Raw genomic sequence first — 23,589 nt, 5'->3', positions numbered from 1 at the left:
GCGGCGGCCAGGGCCTCGCCATACAGGGAGCGTGCGTCGGCGGGCCTGCCGGAGTCGTATGAAAGCCAGCCGGCGGCGATGCTCAGGTGGCCGGTCGCTGAGCGCAGTTGGCGCTCCGTGCGGTCAGTGAGCCGCCCGTCCTGCATCCAGCCGTACGCCTGGTGCAGAGCCTGGGACGCCTTCTGGCGCAACGCGGCTGACCCGTGATCGTGGTCGTGGGCGTAGATCGTGCTGACGGCCTGGTGGACGGCACGGACGTTGCGGGTGCCGATCCGGCCTGGGGGCTGGTCGTCCGCTCCGGACAGCACGAGAATCCCAACGTGTACTCGTTGTCGAGACCCTGGAGGGGCACGACGTGGCAGTCGCTGTTCGCGGCGGCCGAGGATCGTAACCTGGTCTTTGCTGGCATCGTGCCCGAGTTCAAGGAGTCGTCGCAACACGTCCTGTCAGCGAGTGTAGATGCTCGGTGAATGCTTCGGCTGGTGTTCGCCATCCGAGGGTTTTTTTCGCAGCCACTGCAACGCTGCTGTTCATCCGTAAGCCCGAGTCGCCCCCAACTCCCTCCGCCTCGAAATGCCTGACATGACCGGCGCCCGCATCGCGGGCGGGAAAAGTCATTCGACTGGTTGGTCTATGCTCGCGCCGTTTGCGGCGACGGTGGGTCGGCGCTCGTTTCGAAGGGGTGGGCGCGCGTGCGCAAGAAACTCTGGGCCTGGGGCGGCGGAGCCGCGGTGGTGGCGGTGGCGGCGACGGTGGTGGCCCTGAGCCTGTCGGGGGGGGGCGACGAGGCCACCCCCGCGCCGAGAGCCCGTCAGTACATGTCCTTCGCGGCCTGCCTGCTCACCGACGCCAAGGGCGTCGCTGGCCCCCAGGCGGCGCCGGTGTGGGCGGGGATGAAGGACGCCTCGCTGGCGACCCACGCCAAGGCCAGCTACCTGGCGGTCGCCGGGCCGGAGACGGAGGCCAACGCGCAGGCGTACGCGAACACCTTGATCCAGCAGCGCTGCGACCTCGTCCTGGCGGTCGGCAAGGCACCCGTGTCGGCGGTGCGGCAATTGGCGCCGAGGTCGCCCAAATCCCAATTCGTCGCCGTTGGTGCCGGATCCACCGCACACAATGTCCGCTTCATTCCCGCCGCCGCGGGCACGCGCACAGCGGTGGCGAAAGCGATGGAATCCGCGGTCGACGCGTCACCGAAGCAATGAATTCACCTGTCGGTAACCCTGTGGATATCCCTGATTCGCGATATCTCCAGATGTATCTAAAGATCCGTCAAGGGAGTTCCAAGTGATCTAGTGATTCCCGCTCCTGATGGTGTTGAGTCGGCCCGCTTGGTGATCATGTGCTGATTCTCGTCAGGAGCTGTGATGCGCTCTCGTCGTTTCCGTCGTTCTGCCCGGCGGATACGCCTGCACCGCAGGGTCGTTCGTGCCGCCGCCGTGGTCGTGCTGGCCTGCCTGGCGATGGTGCTCGCAGGGGAGTCGGCGGTGGCGGACGACCGCGGCCTTCCCTCGCTGTCGGTGCCCAGCTTCTCCGACGTACTGGGCTGGCTGAAGGACCCGACCTCCCTGCGCTGGGGGCATCTGCCGCGCCAGCGGTCCGGGTCCGCCGCCGGACACAGCCACCGCGCGTCGGCGGCCTCGACCCGTGCCCACCGCGGCGTCGGACACAGGCCCGGCCACGGCAGAGGCGAACTCCCGCTCGCCAAGCCCTATATGCGCAAGGTCGCCAAGGGGCCCAGCGCGACCCGGCTCGGGTTCAACGCCAAAACCAGCAAGCGGGTGGCAGCCAAGTCCACCGCGTCCTCGACCTACTTCAAGAACGCGGACGGCTCCTACAGCCGCAGCTACTCCCTGCTTCCCGTCAACTACCGTGACGCAGCGGGGAACTGGCAGCCCATCGACACCCGCCTGGTGCACGGTGTGCACGGCCGCTGGGAGGAGAAGGCCAACTCACTCACGGCGGACTTCGCCGCCACCGGGTCCGACGGCGCCCTGGCCCGGCTGACCATGAGCGGCGGACGGCAACTGTCCTACGGCCTGTCCGGAGCGAAGCCCGTCGCGCCCCAGGTCTCCGGCTCCACCGTCTCCTACCCGGACGTGCTGGCGGACACCGACTTGACGCTGCAGCCGACCGCGGTCGGGCTGAAGGAGTCGATCGTCCTCTCCTCGGCTCGGGCGGCCAACTCGTGGGAATTCCCCCTCGACCTGAAGGGCCTCACCCCCGTCCCCCAGTGGGACGGTTCGATCGAGCTGCGCGACTCCTCCGGCAAGAGGGCAGGCGAGATTCCCCCCGCCTACGCCTACGACTCCCACGTCGACCGGCGCTCGGGCGAGCGAGCCACCACGCACGCGGTCCACTACAGCCTGACGACGTCCGGCGACCGTCCCGTGCTGCGGGTGACGCTGGACGCGGCGTGGCTGCACGCCCCCGGCCGGGTCTTCCCGGTCACCGTCGACCCCTCGGTCGACAACGAGCAGGCCATCACCACCTATGCCGAATCGGGCAGCCCCGGCGACCACTCGATGGAGCAGACCATCAAGGTGGGTTCGTACGACTCGGGCACCCACTCCGCCGTCTCTTACCTCCAGTTCCCCGGTCTCGGAGTGGACGGTTCGCAGGTCTCGGTCTCGGCGGCGTCGCTGAGCCTGTACGACGTGTGGTCCTCGACCTGCACGGCGGAGCGGTTCGACGTCGCGTCGGTCAGCTCGGCCTGGTCGCCGTCCTCGATCACCTCGTACCCGGGGCCGTCCAAGGGGTCGTCGATCGGCAACGCCACTCCGAGCACGCCCAATGGGTGCGCGAACAGCGCCGGTGACCTCAGCAAGGGCGACTGGGTGACGGTGATGCTGTCCGCGTCGACCTTCAACACCTGGGCCTCGGCAGCCGGCGCGTCCAGCGATCACGGACTTGCCGTCTACGCGTCGACCTCCGACGCCCTGCACTGGAAGCAGTTCGGCTCGATCTACGACGTGACGTACGCCCCGAGCCTGATGCTGACCTACACCGGCGCCATGCTGCCGCAGGTGGTCAGCGCCACCCCGGCGAACAACGCGTCCGTCACCACGCTCACCCCGCAGCTGTCCGCGGTGGCGCACATCGACCCGAACCTGACGACGACCCAGAAGTACGACTTCCAGGTCTACGACACCTCGGGCACGAAGCTCGCCGACTCCGGCAACATCACGGCCAACTACTATAACGTGCCGGCCTCCAAGCTGACCTGGGGCAAGCCGTACTACTGGGAAGTGCAGGCCTTCGACGGCACCAACTACTCGCCTGGCCCGCAGTGGCAGCAGTTCACGACGCAGGTGCCCCAGCCGGTGGTCACCTCCGGTCTCTCCCAGAACACCGACGGGCACGGCTACAACCCGGCCGTCGGCAACTACACCACGTCGGCGACGGACGCGAACGTGGCCACTCCGGGGCCGTCCCTGACCGTGACGCGCGACTACAACTCCCGTGACCCGCGCACCGCCGGAGCGTTCGGCGCCAGCTGGTCCAGCGTGTTCGACGCCCGAGCCGCCGAGCAGTACGACTCGACGGGCGCCGTGACCGCGGTGTACGTCACCTATCCGGACGGCTCGGCCGTTGGGTACGGGAAGAACTCCGACGGGTCGTTCTCGCCGCCCGAGGGCCGGTTCGCGACCTTCAAGAGCGTGACCGGCGGCGGCTACACGCTCACCGACAAGAACGCCACCGTCTACACGTTCACGCACTCGCTGGGCTCCGGCGCCTACGGCATCGCGTCGATCACCGATGCCAACGGCCGCGCGGAGAACTTCACCTGGACCGGCGGCCAGATCACCGCGATGGCCTCGGCGGTCTCGCAGCGCGCCGTGCACCTGACCTGGAACACCCCCTCGGGCGCGACCGGCCCGCACGTCGCCACGGTGTCGACCGACCCGGTGACCGCCGGTCAGTCCGGGACGGCGCTGACCTGGGTGTACTCGTACACCGGTGACCAGCTGACGAAGGTGTGCTCGCCGACGGACACGGCCAATGGGACCGCCTGCACCCAGTACGGCTACACGAGCGCCTCGCAGGAGCACAGCCAGACGCTCGACCTGGGCCCCAACTCGTTCTGGCCGCTGTCGGAGACCTCCGGCACCACGGCCGCGAGCGCCGTCCTGCCCAGCGAGGGCGTGGACAACGCGACGTACAGCAACGTGGCCCTGGGCCAGGCCGGACCGCTGGCCGGCAGCACCTCGACCGCCGTTGCTTTCAACGGGACGTCCTCGTACGTCCAGCTCCCTGACCTAGGCCTCGGCAACTCCAGCTCCCAGACGATCTCCCTGTGGTTCAAGACCGCCAAGGCGGCGGCGGGCGTGCTGTTCTCCTACTCGGACATGCCCGTACAGGCCACGGCCACCGTGGGCGACTTCACGCCCTCGCTGTATGTCGGCTCCGACGGCAAGCTCAACGGCCTGTTCTGGTACGGCACGACGACCACGCCCATCACCACGTCGGCCTCCGTGGCCGACAACAAATGGCATCACGTCGTCCTCTCCGGTGCCTGGACCAAGCAGACGATGTGGCTGGACGGCAGCCAGGTCGGCACCTCGGCCGGCTACGGCTCCTTCGGGTTTGCTGGCAACATGCCCTGGCTGTTCACCCACGCCTACCTCGGCACCGGTTACCTGGGATCCACCTGGCCCGACCAGCCGCACCCCAACTCATCGACTATCTACGGAACTTACTTCAACGGCTCGATCGCCGACGCCTCCTACTTCGGGCGCCCCCTCGTCCAGGCAGATGTCACCGCCCTCTACAAGGCAGGCACCACGCCGGCCAGCCTGCTCAGCACCGTCACCCGTCCCTCGGGCAAGACCTACGCGTCGGTGACCTACGACCCCACGACGACGGCCGTCACGCACCTGGTCGACGAGAACGGCGGCTCCTGGTCCATGGCGGCGCCGACCGTGACCGGATCCAGCGAGGTCTACCGCGGCGCGATACTGGGCTCAGGGCCGGTCGGCTACTACCGGCTCGGTGAGTCGGCAGGCGCCTCCGAGGCGGTCGACGAGGAGAACTCCGGCTCGGGGACGTACGCGAACACGACGCTCGGGGTGAGCGGCCCCTTCTCCGACGAGACGGCAGCGTCTTTCAACGGCACATCGTCTTATGTGCAGTTGCCCGTACAGCTGCTGCACACCTACCTGGAGCGCAGCGTCGAGCTGTGGTTCAAGACCAGCACGCCCGGCGTCCTCGTCGGTGACCAGTCGGTCGCCGTCGCGGGCGCGACCGGCGCCTCCGGCAGCTGGACCCCGGTCCTCTACGTCGGCAGTGACAACAAGGTCCACGGCCACTTCTGGAGCGGCAGCGGCAGCGGCGCGACCGCCTTCGGTTCCACGAGCACCGTCACCGACAACAAGTGGCACCATGTGATCCTCACCGTGTCCGGCAGCACCCAGACGCTCTACCTGGACGGCAACCAGCAGGGCACCTACTCCGGCGCCCCCAACGACCAGGGCAACAACCACCTCTATGTCGGGGCCGGCTTCGCGAAGTCATGGATCGCCTCGCCCGGCGACGTCAGCCACTTCACCGGCTCGATCGCCGAAGTGACCCTCTACCAGCACGCGCTCTCCGGCGCGGACGTGGCCGCCCACTGGGCGGCAGGGCGCAACTCCTCCGGAATGTCCCCGCTGGAGACGGTGCGGGTGACCGACCCCGGCAACAAGACGGTCACCTACCAGTACGACCCGCTGAACGGCTACCGGACCGTCGCGCAGATCGACGGCCTCGGCAACAAGACGACGTACGGCTACGACACCGGCGGCTTCGAGCACATGGTCATCGACCCGGACGGCAACATCACGGCGACGGGCCACGATGTGCGCGGCAACGAGGTGTCCAAGGTGACCTGCCAGAACTTGGCCACCCTGAAGTGCTCGACCACATACACCAGTTACCTCCCGGACGACACCAGCGCGCAGCTGACGCCCAACCCGCAGAACGATCTGCCGGCCGCGGTGCGCGACGCACGCTCCTCGTCCAGCACCGACAACACCTACCTCACGTCGTACAGCTACGACGCCGCGGGCAACCGCACGGGGGTCACCACGCCGGCGGTGCCCGGCTTCCCGCACGGCCGCACCACCTCGATCGCGTACACCGACGGCACCACCGTCCCGGCCGCCGACGGCGGCTTCGCCCCCAAGGGCCTCCCGTACCGGACGGTTTCCCCGAGCGGCGCGACCACCACGATCTCGTACTTCAAGAACGGCGACATCGCCTCCATGACCGACCCCGACGGGCTGGTCACGTCGTTCACCTACGACAACATCGGCCGGATGCTGACCAAGAAAGCCGTCTCGGACAGCTTCCCGGCGGGCCTGACCACCACGTACACCCACGACGGCGATTCCCAGATCACCGGTGAGGTGGACCCGGCGGTCACCAACCGGGTCACCAGCGCGACCCACCAGAAGTCGACCAGCACCGTCTTCGACGCCGACGGCATGATCTCGTCCCAGACGGTCGCCGACCTCGGCGGCGGCGACGCCTCGCGCACCCAGTCGTACACATACACGCCGTACGACCAGGTCAAGACCACGACGGACGCGGCCGGCGGCACGACGACGTACACCTACGACGGCTACGGCAACCAGGCGACGGTCGAGGACCCGGCGGACAACGTCCTGTCCTACGTCTACGACCCGAACGGCAAGCTGCTCACGCAGACCCTCAAGAACTACATCGGCGACCCGGTCGACCCGTCCCCCGCGCGCGACCTCGTCGAGTCCTCGCGGGCCTACGACCCCGCGGGGCGGCTCCAGTCCCTGACGGACGCCATGGGCAACGTCACGTCGTACACCTACACCGACAACGGCCTGACGGCCACCGTCACCCGCAGCGATCCGACCGGTCAACGGCACTTCGTCGAGCAGTCCAACACCTATGACGCGGCGGGCAACCTGACCTCGCAAGTCACCAACAACGGTGCCACGACCACCAACTCGGTCGTGGACGCCGCCAACCGCGTCACCTCCACGACCGTGGATCCCGCCGGCGTCGACCGGACCACGAGCGTCTCCTACACGCCCGACGACAAGGTGGCCACCACCACCCTGACCGACCCCACCGGCACCACCCACACCACCAGCTCCACCTACGACCCGATGGGCAACCTCACCAGCCAGTCGGTGCACGAGGACGGCGCGAGCCACCCCAACGCCTGGTGGAAGCTGGACCAGACCTCGGGCAGCTCGGTCCCCGACAACTCCGGCAACGGCAACACCGCCACCGCAGGCTCCGGGATCACCTGGTCGGACGGGGCGGCCCACTTCAACGGTTCGGCCGGCGGCGCGGGCAGTGTCATCGCCACCAACGGGCCCGTGCTGAACACCGCCTCCTCCTACACCGTCTCCGCCTGGGTGAACCTCTCCGACACCTCCACGTACCGGACGTTCGTGGCCCAGGGCGGCACCAACCGGGCGTCGTTCTACCTCCAGTACTCGCCCCCCAACAACAGCTTCCGCCTCCACGCGGCCAGCCAGGACCTCGCCTCCCCGTCGGCGTTCTACGACGCCGTGGCCCCGGCCCCCGCCGCACTGAACACCTGGACCCACCTGGTCGGCGAGTTCGACGCGGGCACCGGTGCGCTCAAGCTGTACGTCAACGGCGCCCTCGCCGCCACCGTGAGCGACCCCTCGCCGTGGAGCGGGACCGGCCCGCTCTCCGTCGGCGGCACCGAAACCGCGGGCGGCACCATCACCGACGCGGTCGCCGGCTCGGTCGACAACGTGCAGCTCTACCAGCGCGCCCTGACCGGCACCGAGATCTCGGCCCTGTACTCCAACGGCCGCAACGGCGGCACCACCGCCTCCTCGGACGCGTCCACCACGCGCTGGCAGCTCGACCAGCGCGGCCTGCCGCTGTCGATGACCGACCCCGACACCAACACCACCAACTTCACCTACGACGAAGCGGGCAACCTCTCCCTCACCACCGCCCCCGCGGTGAACGCCGAGTCCAACGGCGGGGCCCCCGGCCTGGTCCACCCCACCACCTACACCGGCTACGACACCTTCGGCGAGACCACCGAGGCCGAGGGCCCGGACGGCCCTGACACCACCGTCACCACCACCTACGACGCCGTCGGGCGCGTGAACTCCCAGGTGCTCCCCGACTACACCCCGCCGGGCACCTCCACCGTCATCAGCCACGCGACCACGTCCTACCAGTACGACGACGCCGGCAACGTCAAGACCGTCACCGACCCGCTCCAGCACACCACCACGAACCTCTACGACCAGCTCGGCGACCTGGCCCGGACCACCGACGCCAACAACGGCGTCACCCACACGGTGTACGACGCCAACGGCGAGGTTCAGTCCGCGATCGACCCCGAAGGCGGCCAGACCCAGGCCACCTACGACTACCTGGGCCGTCCCCTGACCGCGACCACCCTGGAGCGGTACCCGACGGCGACCGCCCTGACCACCAACAACTCCTACACCGCCTCCGCCCAGAACCCCGGCGGCGCGTTCCTCGCCTCCACCACCACCCCGGACGGCGTCACCACCAACTACGGCTACGACGCCGTCGGCGAGACCACCCAGGTCACCGACGGCGCCGGCAACACCACCCACACGGCCTACGACGGCCAGGGACGCAAAACCACCGTCACCCTCCCCGACCAGACCCAGAACGCCATCACCTACGACGAACTCGGCAACCCCGTGCGCGTCGCCTCACTCGACACCGACCACAGCACGGTCCTGTCCTCGCAGTCGGCGACCTACGACCCGGCCGGTCTGCTGCTGTCGACCACCGACGCCCGACTGCACACCACCACCTACACCCACGACGCCCTCGGACACGTGACCGGCGAGACCCAGCCGGTGGACGACGGACACTCCATCACGACCTCCTTCGGCTACGACGCTGCCGGCAACGGCACCCGCTTCACCGACGGGCGCGGCAACAGCACCTACTACACCTACAACGTGTGGAACCTGCCGGAGGCGACCATCGAACCGGCGGTGGCCACCTCCACCTACAGCTACACCGGCGCGGCCGACTCGACCTTCACCACCGCCTACGACGCCGACGCGCGCCCGGTCACCCGGACCGCCCCCGGCGGAGCGAGCGTTACCACCGGCTACGACAACATCGGCAACGTCACCTCCCAGTCCGGCACCGGCGCCGAAGCCGCCACCGCCGACCGCACCTTCACCTACGACCACGACAACCGGATGCGCAGCGCGGTCACCGCCGCGATCGGCACGACCACCGCCGCCACCGACGAGAGCTTCACCTACGACGACCGCGGCAACCTGCTGACCACCAGCGGATCGGCCGGAACCGGCTCCTTCACGTACAACGGCGACGGACTCCTCGCGGCGCGCACCGACGCAGCCGGCACCACGTCCTACGGCTACGACAACAACGACCGGCTCGCCAACCTGACCGACCCGGCCACCGGCACCCGCCTCACCTACGGCTACAACACCCTCAACCAGCTGGCCAGCATCCAGTACGGAACCGGCGGAGACACCCGCAGCTACGGCTACGACCACCTGCACCGGCTGACCGACGACACGCTCAAGACCCCAGGAGGCAGCACCGTCGCCTCCATCGGCTACGGATACGACCCCAACGGCAACGAGACCAGCAAGACCACCACCGGATTCGCCGGCGCCACGAACAACACCTACAGCTACGACTACGCGAACCGCCTGACCTCCTGGAACAACGGCAGCACCACCACCGCGTACGCGTACGACGACTCCGGCAACCGCACCCGCGTCGGCTCCGGCGTCTACACCTACGATGCCCGCGACCAGCTCACCAGCGACGGACAGAACACCTACACCTACAGCGCCCGGGGCACCCTCACCCACCAGTCCAGCACCTCCGGCGCGACCGACTTCGCCTCCGACGCCTTCAACCAGCAACTGACCCAGGGCAGCCAGACCTACCTCACCGACGCCCTCGGCCGGGTCATCACCAACACCGGCAGCGGCGGGGTGACGAACACCTTCACCTACTCCGGCACCGGCAACACCCTCGCGTCCGACGGCTCTAACACCTACACCTGGACCCCCGGCGACACCCTGGTCGGCACCGGCACACCGGGCGGCACCCCCGCGACGGCGACCCTGGCCTACACCGACCAGCACGACGACGTGGTCGGCGACTTCACCGGCACGGGCACGGCCCTGACCGCCTCCACCGGCTACGACCCCCTCGGCAACGTCACCGGCACCACCGGCACCCAGAGCGGCAACCTCGGCTACCAGTCGGGCTGGACCGACAACGCCACCGGCAAGGTCAACATGGCCTCCCGCTGGTACAACCCGGCCACGGGCCAGTTCATGAACAAGGACACCGCGTCCCTGAACCCCGTGCCGAACTCGGCCGCCGCCAACCCCTTCGCCTACGTCGACGACAACCCCCTCACCCGCACCGACCCCACCGGCCAGAGCTGGCTCGGCGACGCCTGGAACGGATTCACCAGCGCGCTCAGCTCGGGCTGGCACGCCGTCACCCACTACGCCAGCGAGGCCTACGACTGGGTCTCGAGCAAGCTCTCCAGCGCCTGGGACGCCGTGAGCGGCTGGGCCAGCGACGCCTATGACTCCGTGTCCCGCACCTTCGACCGGGAACTGGCCTCACTGGACCAGGAGATCGCCAGCCTCAACCGGCAGATCGCCCAACTCAACAGGGAGATCGCCGATGCGAAGGCCACGCTCAAACGCAAGGCCTCCAGTTTCAAGCGCGCCGCGTCGAATTTCGTGAGCCACGCCGCCCACAGCACCTACCAGGCCGTGGCCAAGCGCGTGAACACCGCCACGACCTACTTCAAGAACCACGCCGCCGCCATCGCGTCGTTCGCCGTGTCCACGGTGGTCTTCGCCGGCTGCGAAGCCGTCGTCACCGCGGGCAGCGGCGGCACCCTGGCCATCCCTGGCGCCGTCGGCTGCGGCGCGCTCGCCGGAGCGGCCGCCGGCCTCGTCGACCAGGGCAGCAAGTGCATGGGCGGCCAGCAGGGGGCCTGCTCGGTCAGCGCCTTCGCCACATCCACCGTGCTGGGCGCCGTGGGCGGTGCCATCGGCGGCGGCGTCGGCGGAGCCCTCGGCGGCAAGCTCGCGGAGTCCGCGATCGGTGGCGCGCTGCCCAAACTCGTCACCAACGTCCTGGAAGGCGCCACGATCGGCGGCGTGTCCGGCGGTGCAACCGGCGCGGCCGACTACGGACTCACCTGCTCCGAGACCCACGCCGGCTGCTCCTGGTCCGGCGCGGCGGCCGCCACCGCCGACGCAACGGTGTCCGGTGCCGTGGGCGGCGCGGCGGGCGGTGTCCTCGCCACCGCGGGCGGGGCGGTGTTCGGCCGCAGAGGATGCGGCGCCACCCACAGCTTCACCGGCACCACTGAGGTCGTGATGGCCGACGGCACCACGCGGCCCATCCAGCAGATCAAGATCGGCGACAAGATCAAGGACTCCGTCCCCAGCGAGAAGGGAACCCAGACCCACACCGTCACGCGGGTCATCGTCACCCACACCGACCACGACTTCGTGGACGTCACCATCGCCCCCACGAAGGCGAAGCCGACCCCGAAGCCCCGGCCCGGCCTCGGCAAGCGCATCCTGACCAGGGCGGCCCTCGGCCTCGCCGCCTCCGCGGCCGTGATCACCACCGCCGCCGGCATCCACCACCCGCACACCGACCACCAGCAACTGACGGCCGCCACCGTGGCCGAGGCCCCGTCCACCACCACGTCCGGCGGGGGCACCCTCACCACCACCTACCACCACCCCTTCTACGACCAGACCCAGTCCGCCTTCGTCGACGCCAAGGACCTCCACCCCGGAGACGTCCTCCAGACCCCGACGGGGACGGCGACGGTCACCGCGGTCCGCCTGTACCACGCGCACACCACGACGTACGACCTCACGATCGGCGACCTCCACACGTACTATGTGGAGGCAGGCGCCCTGCCTGTGCTTGTGCACAACGACGATGGCGAGGCTTGCCCGCTTGCCATCGCGGCCCCTCGAAGCGCGACGCAGCTTCGGAACTCTCCTGGTCCGGCGACCGGTGGTTATTCGCTGCCGACGGTTACGGGTACCTGGCTGCGAGGTACGCCCGGTAATGCTGCCCGCATCCCGGGCCAGATTGCCGATCAGCTGCGTGGAAGGGAGTTTAAGAGCTTCAACGCTTTCCGAGAGGCGTTCTGGGAGGCAGTCGGAAACGACCCGGATCTGTCTTCTCAGTTCACGCCTCAGAACGCTGCGGCAATGCGGAACGGAAATGCTCCGCATGTTGGCGATGCTCAAACTTTCGGCGGGAACAGCACTCTCATCCTGCATCACGCAACACCTATCCAGCATGGTGGCGGTGTCTACGACATGGATAACCTTCTAGTAGTCACTCCGCTGTTCCATGCCAATATCCTTGATGGGGGTTACCACTATGGCAATGGATAACGACCGGGAGAAGGGTCGGACTGAGCTGCTTCGGCGGGCCGTTCCCCTCATTGCGGCGATCAGGTCGGGGGAGCTCAAGACGGAGGAATGCGACGCGAAGATCGCAGAGCTTCGCGAGCTATACCCGTACTATCCTAGGTGGCTTGATCTGCTGTTCTGGGAGAGCGCGGAGCTGAGTGACGAGGAAGTTATGCTCAAGGCGCTGGAGTATCGCGCGGTCGCGCTGTAACAGAGATCGCGTAGGTCCGGTCCTTCCGCAGGTGGAAGGCAGGTGCCCGTTCCAGTGCAACCGGCGAACGAGTCGCCCGATGTGCCCGAGCGGGAGCTCCCTGCGGAAGCTGGGCTTGCGGATCTGTCGCACAGGGCTCGGCACCAGGCCGGACTACACCGTCGAGGTCGTTTGCTCGCCGCGCACGCGGAGATCGTCCCTGGGCAATACCGTGCCCCACTCAACGACCTGGGCCAGGTGCTCGGGTTGCAGCCCGATGTGAGGGTCGGGCTGAATCAGGAGGGTCGCGGGACCGCGGGAGCTTCGCTCTGTGGCCCAGGCATGGTCGAGGCTGGTGAAGTCATCATCGATCCAGAGGGCGGGTGCATCGCCCAGCCAGGCAGCAATGTGGTCGCGCTTCCACAGGTAGCCGTGGGGGTGGCTGGTAGTGATCTGCGGGCGCGGTAGATCGATGTGCGGGAAGGGCGGGAGGCCGAGGAGCGGCCCGATGAGGGTGGTGGCGTCTTGGCGCCAGCTGGTGCACCAGACGGGGGTGATCAGGCCGGTCCGGATCAGGTGCATGAGCAAGGGACCGTGTGCAGGGTTGAGCCAGATGGTCACGGGGGCGTCGGGGTCTCGGCCGGTCGGGACGACGTCATGGCGTGTGTGGGTGGCCGGGGTGGTCCCATCGGCGTGGGGGAAGGGTATGAGGACGCCGTCGATGTCCAGGAGCAGGTAGGGCGGGCGCATCGGTTTCTCCCAAGGGGAGCCGGGGTGTGGGGTCAGAGCTTGCGCGCGGTGATCAGCAGGGTGGTCGGCCAGCGGCTCAGGCGGGCGTCGTGGAATTCCTGGGCCGCGGTGAGCCAGAGGCCCGCGCGGGCAAGGTGTTTCTCCCAGCGGTCGGCATCGAAGTCCCAGCGGGCGATGGGTCGTCGAGTGCGGTCTGGGAGGGTGACGTAGTCGCGGCGGGGCCGGTCGTCGGTGCAGGGGCGCCTGCCGCCGCGCTGGGGGTGGGGGACGGAGAAGGCGAGCGTGCGCCCGGTTTTGAGGTGCTGGGCGATGGCCGGGAGCAGGAGCTCGGGGGCGACGAGGCCGATGGCTCCGAAGACGGAGTAGACGGCGTCGAACTGCTCGTCGGAGGCTTGCAGGTAGTGCAGGGCGTGGTCGGCGACGAAGGTCAGGTTGTTCAGTCGGCCGTAGTGCGAGCGGGCTCGGCGGACCTGTAGGCCGACGAGGTCGACGCCGGTGACCTGGGCGCCGTGGCGGGTGGCGAGGTGGGCGGCGTTGTGGCCGGGGCCGCAGCCGAGTTCCAGAATTCGCTTGCGGCGCAGGTCCGGGCCGAGGATTTCGGCGCCGGGGCCGCTGCCGGGCCGCGTGGTCCATTCCGTCCGTGCGGGTACGGTCAGCGGCTCGGCGGGGCGGGCCGTGGTGCGTTGCAGGGCGTGGGCGTACCACGCGGAAGCCTGGGCAAGCACCTAGACCTCCAGGAGGTGGAGGGTGTCGGTGAGGTGGCGGCGTACGGTCTTGATGTAGGCGGGGTCGGTGGCCGGGTCGTTGATCCAGCGGATGGACTGCTCCATGAACCACTCGATGGCCCAGGTGCGGTGCCAGCCCAGTGCCCACTTCTCGGCAGGGAGGCCGCCGCGTTCGGCGAGGGCGTCGGGGGTGCCGCCTTCGGCGACGTAGGTGTCCAGGAAGATGCGCAGGCGGACGGGGTCGGGGGTGTCGAGGGTGCCGTGCCAGCTGGCGAGGTCGAGGAGTCCGGGACCGGTGAAGGCGCGGGCGAAGTCCAGCAGCCGCCAGCCGTGCCGGCCGATGTGGAGGCTGGTGGGGTGGAATTCGGAGTGCACCCAGCCGAACGGAGCGACCGTGGCCCCGGCCGAGCGGGCTCGGGCTGCCTGGGCGATGCGGTCGAGGGCGTCTTCGACGTCGTCGGTGTCCTGCCATCGCTCGGCCTTGCGGAGCTGGGCGAGGTGCTCCAGGGCCCGGCTGGGAAGCCGGCGCAGCCCTTCCTGGTCGAGGACGGGCAGGGTGGCAGCCGTGCGGGTGCGGTGCAGAACGACGGCCGCGGCGGCGCCGTCGAGGTCGTCGGCCTCGCGGGCGGCAGGGCCGAGGTCCTCCAGCAGCATTCCGAGCCAGCCGTCCACGACGGCGGAGGCGTGGACCGCAGGTACGGGGACGCCGAGGGTGTGGGCCAGTCGGAGGGCCTGGTCCTCGGTGTCGAACGGCTTCTTGGCGTACTTGAAGATGGCGGTGGTGCCGTCGGTGAAGGTCAGGCGCTCGACACCGGACATGGACCACACGCGCACCTCCTCGCGCGATGCGGTCGACCTGCCGGTGAGGGTGAGCAGGTTGTCCAGGAGTTCAGCGTTGAGGGTCGTGTCCATGAGAGGGCTCCCGTGCGATGGGGGCGGGCGGGAAGGGGCGGCCCGCCCCGGAGCCTGGTCTGTGGTGCTACGCGGCAGGGCTCACGCGGTGGGCGTAGACCTGCTTGATCCATCCGGTTTTGAGGGCGGCGAGGTCGTCGCGGAAGGCGGTCATCGAGGCACCGTAGGGTGCCACGACGCCGCCGGACTGGTCCGGCACGGACTGGCAGCCGTGTACGAGGCGTCCGCCGAGGGCGGCGTGGGCCTTGATGGACTCGATGCGGCGGTGCTCGTTGAACCAGCCGCCGTGGTAGACCTCGTCGAGCAGGCCGCCGATCTCGTCGTCCAGGTCGAAGACGACGGTGGTGGCGGCGGGGAAGAACCAGCAGGGGCCGACGTTGGAGATGCGCCCGTCCAGCTCCACCTTGTTCAGTGCCATCAGCGTGGCCGCCTCGCGCAGCATCCGCAGGTGGCCCGGGGTGATCTGAGGCAGGCCGAGGCCGGCGAGGTGTTCGTCGCGGAAGAGGTGGGCGTACACCTCGTAGGCGGTGGCGAGCACCCGGGCGGCGTCCGAGGTGGATGCGGCGTGGGCCTTGATGAACTCCAGTGCGAGCTGCTCGACCGCGCTCTCTGTAGTCTCCTCCACGTCCAGGAGTTGGGACTTGACCTGTTCCCAGTCGGCGATGAGCCACGTGTGGGACTCGAAGCGGAAGAAGTACTCGGCCGGGTCGATGGTGATGCGCCGGCCGTCGACCTGGATGCCGGGCAGGCGGCTCCAGCGCTCGTCGAACGCCTCGGGCAGGACGACCGTGATGGCCGTGGTGTCGATAGTGGTCACCGTGTCTCCGTCTCTGATCGGCCGGGTTCGGGCACAGGAATGCCCGAACCCGCAGTGGGCGTACGGAATTTCGGGGGCCGCCCGGCCGAAGGGGGGAAGCCTGGTCACGGTGTCCGACCGGGCCGGGCGGCTGATGTCTAGTGAACCTGCCGTCACGCACAGTGGGTACGGTGAGAGGCGACTGAAGCGGTATACGCGGTTTACAGCCCAGACGGGAGGCGAGCGTGACAGCGCAGAAAGAACCCAACTCCCGCCTGCGCGACACCATCGACGCGATCGGCTGCACGTACGAGGCCCTGGCGAAGGACATCCGACGTATCGCGGCCGAGAACGGCGAGATCCTCCAAACCAACAAGTCGGCCGTCTCCCACTGGGTGAACGGCACCCGCCAGCCCACCGGACGGACCGGCCAGTACCTCGCCGAAGCCCTGACCCGCCGAGCAAACCGCACCATCACCCAGACCGAGATCGGCCTTCGCGCACCGCATGCCGAAGGGCCGGATGCGCGGGATCCCGTCCTGGCCGCCACCGACCTGGGCCGCGCCGACGTCGAACGCCGCCGCTTCCTCGCGGTGGCCGCCTTCACCACCGCCGGCGTCGCCATGCCGCTCGCCTACGAGCACGAGGCCACCGCCCGGATGCTCCGCGCCCGCACCGGCACCTCCGTGGCCGGAGCAGAGGACGTGGACGTCGTACGGCAGATCACCGCCGCCTTCACCACTGCCGATGAACGCCTCGGTGGCGGGCATGGCCTGACCACCGTCACTGCCTACCTCGCCGACACCGCGGCCCCCATGCTCCGGGGCCGTTTCCCCAGCGAAGCGTTACGCCGGGCGGCGTTCGGGGCCGTTGCCGAACTCGCCTACCTGGCAGGCTGGAAACATCACGACCTCGGCCAGGAGGGCGCCGCCCAGCGCTACTACCAGGTCGGCTACCAACTCGCCTGCGAAGCCGACCCGCAGGGCCACGCCGCCTGGATGATGCGCGCCCTCGCCCACCAGGCCCTCAGCCTCAAACAACCCCACCACTGCGTCGACCTGGTCGAAGGAGCCCTCACCCGCGGTCTCGGCCACGTCGACGGCCAAACCGAAGCACTCCTCCACATCACCCACGCCCGCGCCTACGCCGCGGTCGGTGAAAAGGCCCTGGCGGCCCGCGCCCTGCTCGCCGCCGAAGACGCCCTGCTTCGCAACGACGGCCCCCAGCCCAGCTACTCCCGCGTCAGCGGCCCCGCCTCCGGCACCGTGACCAGCCACACCGCCCGCACCCTGACCGACCTGGCTGACCACGCAGGCACCGAGCAACAGCACCGCAACGCCCTGATCCGCTGGGAGCTGGAGAAGTACAAGCGCGTCCACGCCCTCACCTACGCCGACCTCGGCGACAGCCTCGCCGCCCAGGCCCGCGCCGACGAAGCCGTCGCCGCCTGGTCAAAGGCCCTCACCCTCATGGATGGCGTGACCTCCGACCGCACCCGCAAAGCCATCACCTCGCTCCGCTCCACCCTGGCCGTCTACCAGCGCCGCAAAGTGCCCGGAGCCGCCGAACTCGCCCGCCGCGCACGCGAAGCACTGGCCTAAGCTGCCCACCAACCGGCCGACGAAGGGACACCAGCCGTGGCTCAGCCGACCACCGACGACCAGCCCAAAGCCCTCAAGCCCGCCCACCAGTCCATGACCCTGCTGGTCGCCGCCGTCATCGTCCACGACCAGGCCACAGGTCGCGTCGTCCTCCTCCAACGCAGCCAGAACGCCAAATTCGCCCAAGGTATGTGGGACCTGCCCGTCGGCAAGAGCGAACCCGGCGAACCCATCACCCAAACCGCGGTGCGCGAGCTGTATGAGGAGACCGGCCTCGCCGTGAAGCCGGAGTCCTTGAAGGTCGCCCACATCATCCACGGCGCCTGGGGCGTCGAAGCCCCAGGCGGCTTCCTCACCGTCGTCTTCACCACCCACGAATGGACCGGCGAACCCGAAAACCGGGAACCACGCAAGCACGCCCAAGTCCGCTGGGTCGACACCAACGCCATCCCCCAAAACTTCGTCGACACCACCGCCAGCGCCCTGAACCGCTACCTCACCAACGGGCCCCAGGTATCCCTGGACGGCTGGAAATAGGCGCTGCCCACCAGTGGGTTCCCGGGCCTTGGCCCGCCCGAGTAGACCAGGCAAGCCACCGTCCGGCCCGTCGGCACCTTGGCCTTTCGGCAGTAGTGTCGTACGCCGTGCAGGGCACGCTGGGTAAAACCCGTCGTCATCCTCGCCTCGGGCTCGCCGCACGAACCAGCACGACGGCACCGCCCAGCGAAAAGCCCCTGCTCATGTGGCTGTCACTTGCCGCCAGGGTGGCACCGTCGCCAGGCTCCACAAACCGTCCAGGTGCTTGTTCCACGTGGCGACAGCGGCCCTGGTGTCGTCGGTGTCCCTCGCCGACCAGACATTCAGATCGGCGCGGAAGCCCTTGGGGTCGTAGTACTCATGGTCGATCGTGCGGGCGACCACATCGTAAAGACCGTGCAGCATCAACTCCCGGTTGAAAATACAGATCTCATCCCTCGGTATCCCGGGATAGAGGCGGAACTCGCTCTCCACCGTCACCCGTCCCAACCTGTTGAGCCGCTCCGCGAGCACGGACAGCGACTGGTCGTACGCCTGGCACCTCCGTTCCTGGCGTCGCCGGAATTCGGAGTCGTCTAGCGGCTCCCCGTTCGGCCCCACCCTGGACGGGACAGTCATGGGCTGCCCGACTGCCCTCGTCGGTCTCGGCCTGCTTAACCCAGCTGCGCAGGGCCTCGGGATGAACGTCGAGCCGGTCGGCGATGCGCCTGATCGCTCCGGTCCGTGCCGCGGGATCCTTGCGGGCCTCGACACACAGGCGCGTCGCACGCTCGCGCAGTTCCTCGGGGTACTTACGGGAGGGCAGCCATGACCGACATCCTTCCGGGTCTTCGATGTGGTCTGCCCTGGGTCTGGCTGCGTGGCGGGTGCCTCCGGTCAGGAGGCCGTGGTCTCCTTGCCGCGCTGGCGGGGGGCCTCTGGCCGGTGGAGCCGGCGGCAGTTCAGTCGGCGCCCACGGGGATCGACAGTACTGTGATGCCGCTCGTGTCGAGCCAGACTGTCTCTGGCGCGCGCACCAGACGTAGCATGACTTGTCCGCACTGCTGGCAGCGGGCTACCAGTCCCGGTGCCTGGCCGTATACGCGCAGGCGTGCGACAGGCCCTGTGTTGCCGCAGTGCGCGCACTGGCTGGTTGCTACCGTCAGGTCGACGGTGAACAGCTCGGCGAGAGGGCCGGCCAGTGCGTTGCCGTCCATGTACCCGCCCTCTTCGCTGGGCGGGATACCGGTGTCTGCCGGTGTGTCTGCCGTCATCTCAGTCTTCTCCTCCGCCGAAGCGCTCTGTGCGGACACGCTCGGGGTCGTGTCCGAGGAGCACCAGGTAGGCAGCCGCTTTCTCGACGAATGCCGTGGGCCCGCAGACGTAGCAGGTGGGCGCGAAGTCCGGTGGCCATCCGTGGCGTGTCAGGTCGTCGGGCGTGATGCGACCCGGGGGGCGCACGGACTGTTGTGGCGCTTCCCGGGTGTAGATGCGCGTGAGGTCGACTCCTGGTGTTCCTTGGCGGATCTCTGGGCCGTACAGCAGCTCGGCCGGCGATCGCAGGGAGTAGAGCGCCCGGAAGGGAACCCGGCTGTCGGCTGCACGTCGCGTGCGGATCATGCACATCAGCGGGACCAGCCCGGAGCCGCCGGCCACGAGCAGGACCGGTTCTTGCTGTTCAGGCTGCCAGACGAACCAGCCTCCGACCGGTCCCCGGAGCTCCAGCTGGTCACCGGGCATGAGCTCGTCGGTCAGGTAGGGTGAGACCTCGCCCTCAAAGACTCGCTGTACTGTCAGTTCCAGGCGCGTTCCGTCTTGGGCCGACGCGATGGAGTAACTGCGCTGTGTGCTGTAGCCGTCTTCCGCGGTCAGCCGAATATCCACATGTTGGCCCGCCAGATGGCCGGGCCATTCTGGCACCTCCAGCACCAGTGTGACGGCCGTCGCGGACTCAGCGCGACGTCCTGTCACCTCGGCGACCCTCCATCGGAGCCGGTCGCCTAGTCTCCTCGATACCGCTGCTCTTGCCACGGGTCTCCGTAATTGTGGTAGCCGGCGCTCTCCCAGAACCCCGGGGTGTCGTTGTCCCGCAACTCCATTCCATGCACCCATTTCGCGGACTTCCAGAGGTAGAGGTGCGGGACGAGCAATCGGGCCGGACCGCCATGCTCGGGGGCGAGCGGCTGGCCGTCGTAGCCGTACGCGATCCAGGCCTTGCCGTCTAGAAGATCCTCCAGCGGGAGGTTCGTGGTATAGCCCCCATAGGAGGAGACGAGGACGTACTCGGCCGCCGTTTCGACATCGGCGAGCAGGACGTCCAGAGACACCCCCTGCCACCGGGTGCCGAACTTCGACCACTTGGTCACGCAGTGGAGGTCTGCCGTCGGGGTCTCCGACGGCAACTTCATGAGGGCGGGCCAGTCCCAGTTGTGCCGCCTCCCGGTCTCCGTGGTGACGGACAGCTCCCACTTGTCTGTGCTTATCCGCGGCGTGGGCCCGGCCGAGAGGACCGGAAAGCCCGTTGTCTCGTACTGTCCGGGTGGCAGCTTCCTGCCCGCGGGCGGCCGTCGGCCGTGGAAACCGCGCGAGATGATCGCCATGCTGGCCGTCCAATCGGCTCGTGGGAGGCAACGCTCGGCGCCTTGAAGTGGGGCAGGCATCAGTCCAGGGTCCCCATCCAGTCGGCGATGGCCTGCCCGATCTCGTCCGGCGAGTCTTCCTGGACGAAGTGGATCCCCGCGACCGTCACCTCGGTCTGCGCCGGCCACCCGCGGACGAAGTCGAGCAACCAGTCGCTGGCGAGGATCGCACCGGGCTCGGCCTTCAGGAACAGTTTGGGCACATCGCTCGTCGCCAGCCAGTCCGCGTAGGCGGCGGCGATCGCAGTCACGTCGGCGGGCTCGCCCTCGAGGGGAATCTCCCGAGGCCACGTCAGGGTCGGCCGTCGCCCCTCGCCGGGCTCGGCGAACGGCCGTCGGTATTCCGCCATTTCCTCAGTGGACAGGGTGCGCAGCACGGCATGTGGCAGCACCTGCTCGATGAAGAGGTTGTCTCGCAGGATCATCGCCTCGCCGGCCTCGGAGCGCAGTTCCTGCAAGAGTGAGCGCTTTCCCATCTTGTCCCAGTGGTCCCAGGCCTGCGGCCGCACGATCGCTTCCATGTACGCGATGCCCTTCACCGCCTCGCGGTGTCGGTTGGCCCAGTCGAAGCCGAGGGCAGAGCCCCAGTCATGGACGACAAGGGTGACCCGCTCATCCACATCCAGAGCCTCGAGCAAGGCGTCGAGATAGCGGCGGTGCTCGACGAACCGATACGAACCGGGGCCGCTGTCAGGCAGCTTGTCGGAATCACCCATGCCGATCAGGTCGGGTGCGATGCAACGACCTCGCGACTGCAGGTACGGCAAAACGTTGCGCCAGAGGTACGACGAGGTGGGATTGCCGTGCAGCAGAACGATGGGGTCGCCATCCCCGATCTCCACGTACGCCATCTCGATGTCGAGAACCCCGCGGCGCTGCTTCTGGTACGGAAAGGTCGCGGAGATCATGCTGGCTTCTCCCTTATGTAGTAGCCGAGGTCATCGCCGCATACGTCACAGATCTCGGGTGTCGGACCCCGCACACAGATGTTACTTTGTGTTGATTTAGAGTAGCAATGCGTGACTATTTTTGTCTGGGGCGAGTCGGGCGTTCGGCCGAACGTCGAACGGGAGATACCGATGAGCGAGGCTGCGGGCGCCCATCCGGATCCAGGCTGGTGGCCGCCCATCAACCTTCCGGGTGTGGCGGTGAGGACGGCAGTGCAGTACGCGGCCAGCGGACAGGGTTGCCGTCGGGACCGTCGGTGAGCCAGGAGTTATCGCCCAGGGGCACCAGTTCGTGCGTGTTGGTCACCTCGACGGCGATCTCACCGCTGAGCGTGCTCGTGCGCACGTCGATCAGGTGGTGGCGGAACCACTCCTCCTCGCCCTGCCCTTCACCGCCCAGGGTGACGACGGCCAGGTCCGGTGCCAGGTAGCCGCCGCCCCATTCCACGAAGGTCTCCTCCGGGTCGAACCCAAAGGCTTCGACGGGCAGAGGGAAGAGCACGTCCCCGCTGGGATGGCGGTGGAAGGAGACATCCGCCTGCCCGTGGTCGACGCACAATGCAGCGCGCACCATGAGCCCTGATCATGCGCGTTGCCGGACTCTGGCTTTCGCGGGCGTGACCGCCGGATCCAGGTGGCTGGTCAGGATGCGGTAAGCATGGCGCGGAGCGGCGTCAGGTTTCCGGAGAGGGCGGCGTGCAGGGCGGCCGCGAGTTCGCGGGCCTCGTTCGTCTTCGGTCGGTGGTCCCGAGCAGTCCTCAGGCACCGAACGGACCATCGAGTCCAATTTACGCATGCGTTTGCGGGTAACGAAGCTGCCATACTGGACTTGAAGGTCCGAAGTGGGGCTGTTCGAATGGTCGGCGTGACGGCACGTTGGAGGGGTAAGGCGATGAGCGGCGAAGAGCAGGTGCCGGTAACCGAGCAGCTGATCGACAACATCGATCAAGGCCGCTTTGAGCTCTGCCGTGACGACGACCTGGTCGGCTGGCTCTACTACACCCACCTGAAGCCCAACCGGTACGCTCTTCGGCACACTGAGGTCGAGACGAGTCATCAGCACCAGGGTGTGGGGGGGCGCGCTGGTGCGGCGGGTGTTCGACGAGATCCGCGCTCGCGGGGGCACGATCACCGCAATCTGCCCCTTTGTGGTCGACTACCTCTCGCGAACGACCGCCTATGCGGATCTGGTCGACGCCCGACACCCGGGCTACTCCGATCGTGCTGCTGCCGAGTCGGCGCGAGTGGCGGCCGGTGGCTGAGACTACCGGGCCGCAATCAGGCGTCCCCTCGGGGGAGCCCCATCGCGGCCTCACGACGTGCTGCCTCGAGCTCCTGGTGGCGGAGTACGGCGACCCAGCCGCAGGCCAGGGTGATTCGGCACGGCTGGCCAACGCCGATGAGCTCACCTCTCCCCGATCGCCCGTAGCGTCAAGACATGGGTAAGAAGCGGAGTCCACCCGACGCTAGCCTCCGGCCGAATGCGCGAGCTGGCTTTGGGTGCACCAACTGGACGCCCGACTGAAGCCCTGTCCCGCGTGAAAACCCTGGTTCGGGCTGTTGATCAGGCCGTTTGTCTGCCTGCCGTCAGGCTGCTTGCTGGTACTCGTTGATGAGGCCGCCGAGTAGTTGAGTGCGACGGACGCGGCCTCCCAAGGGGATGACAGGTGCCGTGTGTCCGGTCTCTGCGGCTTGAGGAGGTCGTTGGTGAAGGGATTGGTGGGGGCGGTGCCGGTGGTAGTGGTCGGTGTAGGTGTTCAGGACGGCGCGCAGGTGCCGTTCGTTCATGATGAGCAGGCGGTTGGTGCACTCGCGGCGGACGGTGCCGACCCAGCGTTCCGCGAAGGCGTTTGCCTTCGGCGATCTCGGCGGGGAAAGTAGCACCTGCACGCCCGCGTCGGCGAGCACGGCGTCGAAGGCGTCGGAGAACTTCCCGTCCCGGTCGCGCAGTAAGAACCGGAACCGGTCCACCCGATCTTCGAGGTCCATCATCAAGTTCCTCACCTGCTGGGTCACCCAGTCCCGGTTCGGGTGCGCGCTGATGCCGAGGACGTG

16 protein-coding genes and 3 pseudogenes are annotated in these 23,589 nt (G+C 68.4%); 6 read left to right on the top strand and 13 right to left on the bottom strand.

The window, feature by feature from the left end:
* Positions 1-308 (bottom strand): annotated as a pseudogene (locus ACWDA7_RS36090) (hypothetical protein); the annotation flags it as partial.
* 384 nt (positions 309-692) lie between these two features.
* On the opposite strand from ACWDA7_RS36090, the gene ACWDA7_RS36085 reads away from it, so the two are divergent.
* From ACWDA7_RS36085 to ACWDA7_RS36075, 3 genes are all read left to right on the top strand, one after another.
* The gene (locus ACWDA7_RS36085; RefSeq protein ID WP_450610050.1) at positions 693-1,205 is read left to right on the top strand and encodes a BMP family ABC transporter substrate-binding protein; all 513 of its coding nucleotides are present in this window, start codon (positions 693-695) and stop codon (positions 1,203-1,205) included.
* Between the two features lie 162 nt (positions 1,206-1,367).
* Positions 1,368-12,440, top strand: coding sequence for a LamG-like jellyroll fold domain-containing protein (locus ACWDA7_RS36080; protein WP_450610048.1), 11,073 nt, complete (start codon positions 1,368-1,370; stop codon positions 12,438-12,440).
* The gene (locus ACWDA7_RS36075; protein ID WP_450610046.1) at positions 12,433-12,669 is read left to right on the top strand and encodes a hypothetical protein; all 237 of its coding nucleotides are present in this window, start codon (positions 12,433-12,435) and stop codon (positions 12,667-12,669) included. The genes ACWDA7_RS36080 and ACWDA7_RS36075 overlap by 8 nt, the downstream gene beginning before the upstream one ends.
* Positions 12,670-12,822: 153 nt before the next feature.
* Here the strand turns inward: ACWDA7_RS36075 and ACWDA7_RS36070 are convergent, their stop codons facing one another.
* The 4 genes from ACWDA7_RS36070 to ACWDA7_RS36055 all read right to left on the bottom strand — a co-directional run bounded on the left by ACWDA7_RS36070 (position 12,823) and on the right by ACWDA7_RS36055 (position 15,852).
* Positions 12,823-13,398 carry an HAD domain-containing protein gene (locus tag ACWDA7_RS36070; RefSeq protein ID WP_450610044.1) on the bottom strand — a complete coding sequence of 192 codons (576 nt, stop codon included), beginning with the start codon at positions 13,396-13,398 and terminating at the stop codon, positions 12,823-12,825.
* A 32-nt stretch (positions 13,399-13,430) separates the two neighbouring features.
* Positions 13,431-14,123: a class I SAM-dependent methyltransferase gene (locus tag ACWDA7_RS36065; RefSeq protein WP_450610042.1), complete on the bottom strand. Its 693-nt coding sequence runs from the start codon at positions 14,121-14,123 to the stop codon at positions 13,431-13,433.
* Positions 14,124-15,035: a phosphotransferase family protein gene (locus ACWDA7_RS36060; protein ID WP_450610040.1), complete on the bottom strand. Its 912-nt coding sequence runs from the start codon at positions 15,033-15,035 to the stop codon at positions 14,124-14,126.
* 67 nt (positions 15,036-15,102) lie between these two features.
* Entirely contained in the window at positions 15,103-15,852 is a 750-nt protein-coding gene (locus ACWDA7_RS36055) for a hypothetical protein (RefSeq protein ID WP_450610038.1), read from the bottom strand.
* Between the two features lie 224 nt (positions 15,853-16,076).
* Between ACWDA7_RS36055 and ACWDA7_RS36050 the strand changes: the two genes are divergently transcribed.
* Complete coding sequence (locus tag ACWDA7_RS36050) at positions 16,077-17,432, top strand: tetratricopeptide repeat protein (RefSeq protein ID WP_450610036.1); 1,356 nt, start codon at positions 16,077-16,079, stop codon at positions 17,430-17,432.
* 36 nt (positions 17,433-17,468) lie between these two features.
* Positions 17,469-17,969, top strand: a complete 501-nt coding sequence (locus ACWDA7_RS36045) for an NUDIX domain-containing protein (protein WP_450610034.1) — start codon at positions 17,469-17,471, stop codon at positions 17,967-17,969.
* A 201-nt stretch (positions 17,970-18,170) separates the two neighbouring features.
* Here ACWDA7_RS36045 and ACWDA7_RS36040 read toward each other — a convergent pair whose 3' ends face one another.
* The 7 genes and pseudogenes from ACWDA7_RS36040 to ACWDA7_RS36010 form a co-directional block, all read right to left on the bottom strand.
* On the bottom strand, positions 18,171-18,587 hold the full coding sequence (locus ACWDA7_RS36040) for a hypothetical protein (protein ID WP_450610032.1): 417 nt from the start codon (positions 18,585-18,587) through the stop codon (positions 18,171-18,173).
* A gap of 58 nt (positions 18,588-18,645) precedes the next feature.
* Positions 18,646-18,726 (bottom strand): annotated as a pseudogene (locus tag ACWDA7_RS36035) (hypothetical protein); the annotation flags it as partial.
* 184 nt (positions 18,727-18,910) lie between these two features.
* Positions 18,911-19,222, bottom strand: a complete 312-nt coding sequence (locus tag ACWDA7_RS36030; protein WP_450610030.1) for a DUF6510 family protein — start codon at positions 19,220-19,222, stop codon at positions 18,911-18,913.
* A gap of 1 nt (position 19,223) precedes the next feature.
* Positions 19,224-19,979 carry a ferredoxin reductase gene (locus tag ACWDA7_RS36025; RefSeq protein ID WP_450610028.1) on the bottom strand — a complete coding sequence of 252 codons (756 nt, stop codon included), beginning with the start codon at positions 19,977-19,979 and terminating at the stop codon, positions 19,224-19,226.
* Positions 19,949-20,548 carry a sulfite oxidase-like oxidoreductase gene (locus ACWDA7_RS36020; protein ID WP_450610026.1) on the bottom strand — a complete coding sequence of 200 codons (600 nt, stop codon included), beginning with the start codon at positions 20,546-20,548 and terminating at the stop codon, positions 19,949-19,951. The genes ACWDA7_RS36025 and ACWDA7_RS36020 overlap by 31 nt, the downstream gene beginning before the upstream one ends.
* Before the next feature lie 59 nt (positions 20,549-20,607).
* Entirely contained in the window at positions 20,608-21,495 is an 888-nt protein-coding gene (locus tag ACWDA7_RS36015) for a haloalkane dehalogenase (protein WP_450610024.1), read from the bottom strand.
* A 220-nt stretch (positions 21,496-21,715) separates the two neighbouring features.
* Positions 21,716-22,093: pseudogene (locus tag ACWDA7_RS36010) on the bottom strand (hypothetical protein); the annotation flags it as partial.
* A 508-nt stretch (positions 22,094-22,601) separates the two neighbouring features.
* Between ACWDA7_RS36010 and ACWDA7_RS36005 the strand changes: the two are divergent.
* The gene (locus tag ACWDA7_RS36005) at positions 22,602-22,796 is read left to right on the top strand and encodes a GNAT family N-acetyltransferase (RefSeq protein ID WP_450610022.1); all 195 of its coding nucleotides are present in this window, start codon (positions 22,602-22,604) and stop codon (positions 22,794-22,796) included.
* 325 nt (positions 22,797-23,121) lie between these two features.
* On the opposite strand, the gene ACWDA7_RS36000 is transcribed toward ACWDA7_RS36005, so the two are convergent.
* The coding region (locus ACWDA7_RS36000) for an integrase core domain-containing protein (RefSeq protein ID WP_450610020.1) at positions 23,122-23,589 on the bottom strand (468 nt) is incomplete at its 5' end.

The organism is Streptomyces sp. NPDC001156, assembly GCF_053598275.1.
Note: the sequence above shows the minus strand (reverse complement) of the source record. Positions and strands in the feature narration are given on the sequence as shown.

Coding starts and splice junctions, on each gene's coding strand:
- ACWDA7_RS36080 (WP_450610048.1), top strand. CDS start 1,368: ATGCGCTCTCGTCGTTTCCGTCGTTCTGCCCGGCGGATACGCCTGCAC.
- ACWDA7_RS36075 (WP_450610046.1), top strand. CDS start 12,433: ATGGATAACGACCGGGAGAAGGGTCGGACTGAGCTGCTTCGGCGGGCC.
- ACWDA7_RS36070 (WP_450610044.1), bottom strand. CDS start 13,398: ATGCGCCCGCCCTACCTGCTCCTGGACATCGACGGCGTCCTCATACCC.
- ACWDA7_RS36060 (WP_450610040.1), bottom strand. CDS start 15,035: ATGGACACGACCCTCAACGCTGAACTCCTGGACAACCTGCTCACCCTC.
- ACWDA7_RS36040 (WP_450610032.1), bottom strand. CDS start 18,587: ATGACTGTCCCGTCCAGGGTGGGGCCGAACGGGGAGCCGCTAGACGAC.
- ACWDA7_RS36030 (WP_450610030.1), bottom strand. CDS start 19,222: ATGACGGCAGACACACCGGCAGACACCGGTATCCCGCCCAGCGAAGAG.
- ACWDA7_RS36020 (WP_450610026.1), bottom strand. CDS start 20,548: ATGGCGATCATCTCGCGCGGTTTCCACGGCCGACGGCCGCCCGCGGGC.
- ACWDA7_RS36015 (WP_450610024.1), bottom strand. CDS start 21,495: ATGATCTCCGCGACCTTTCCGTACCAGAAGCAGCGCCGCGGGGTTCTC.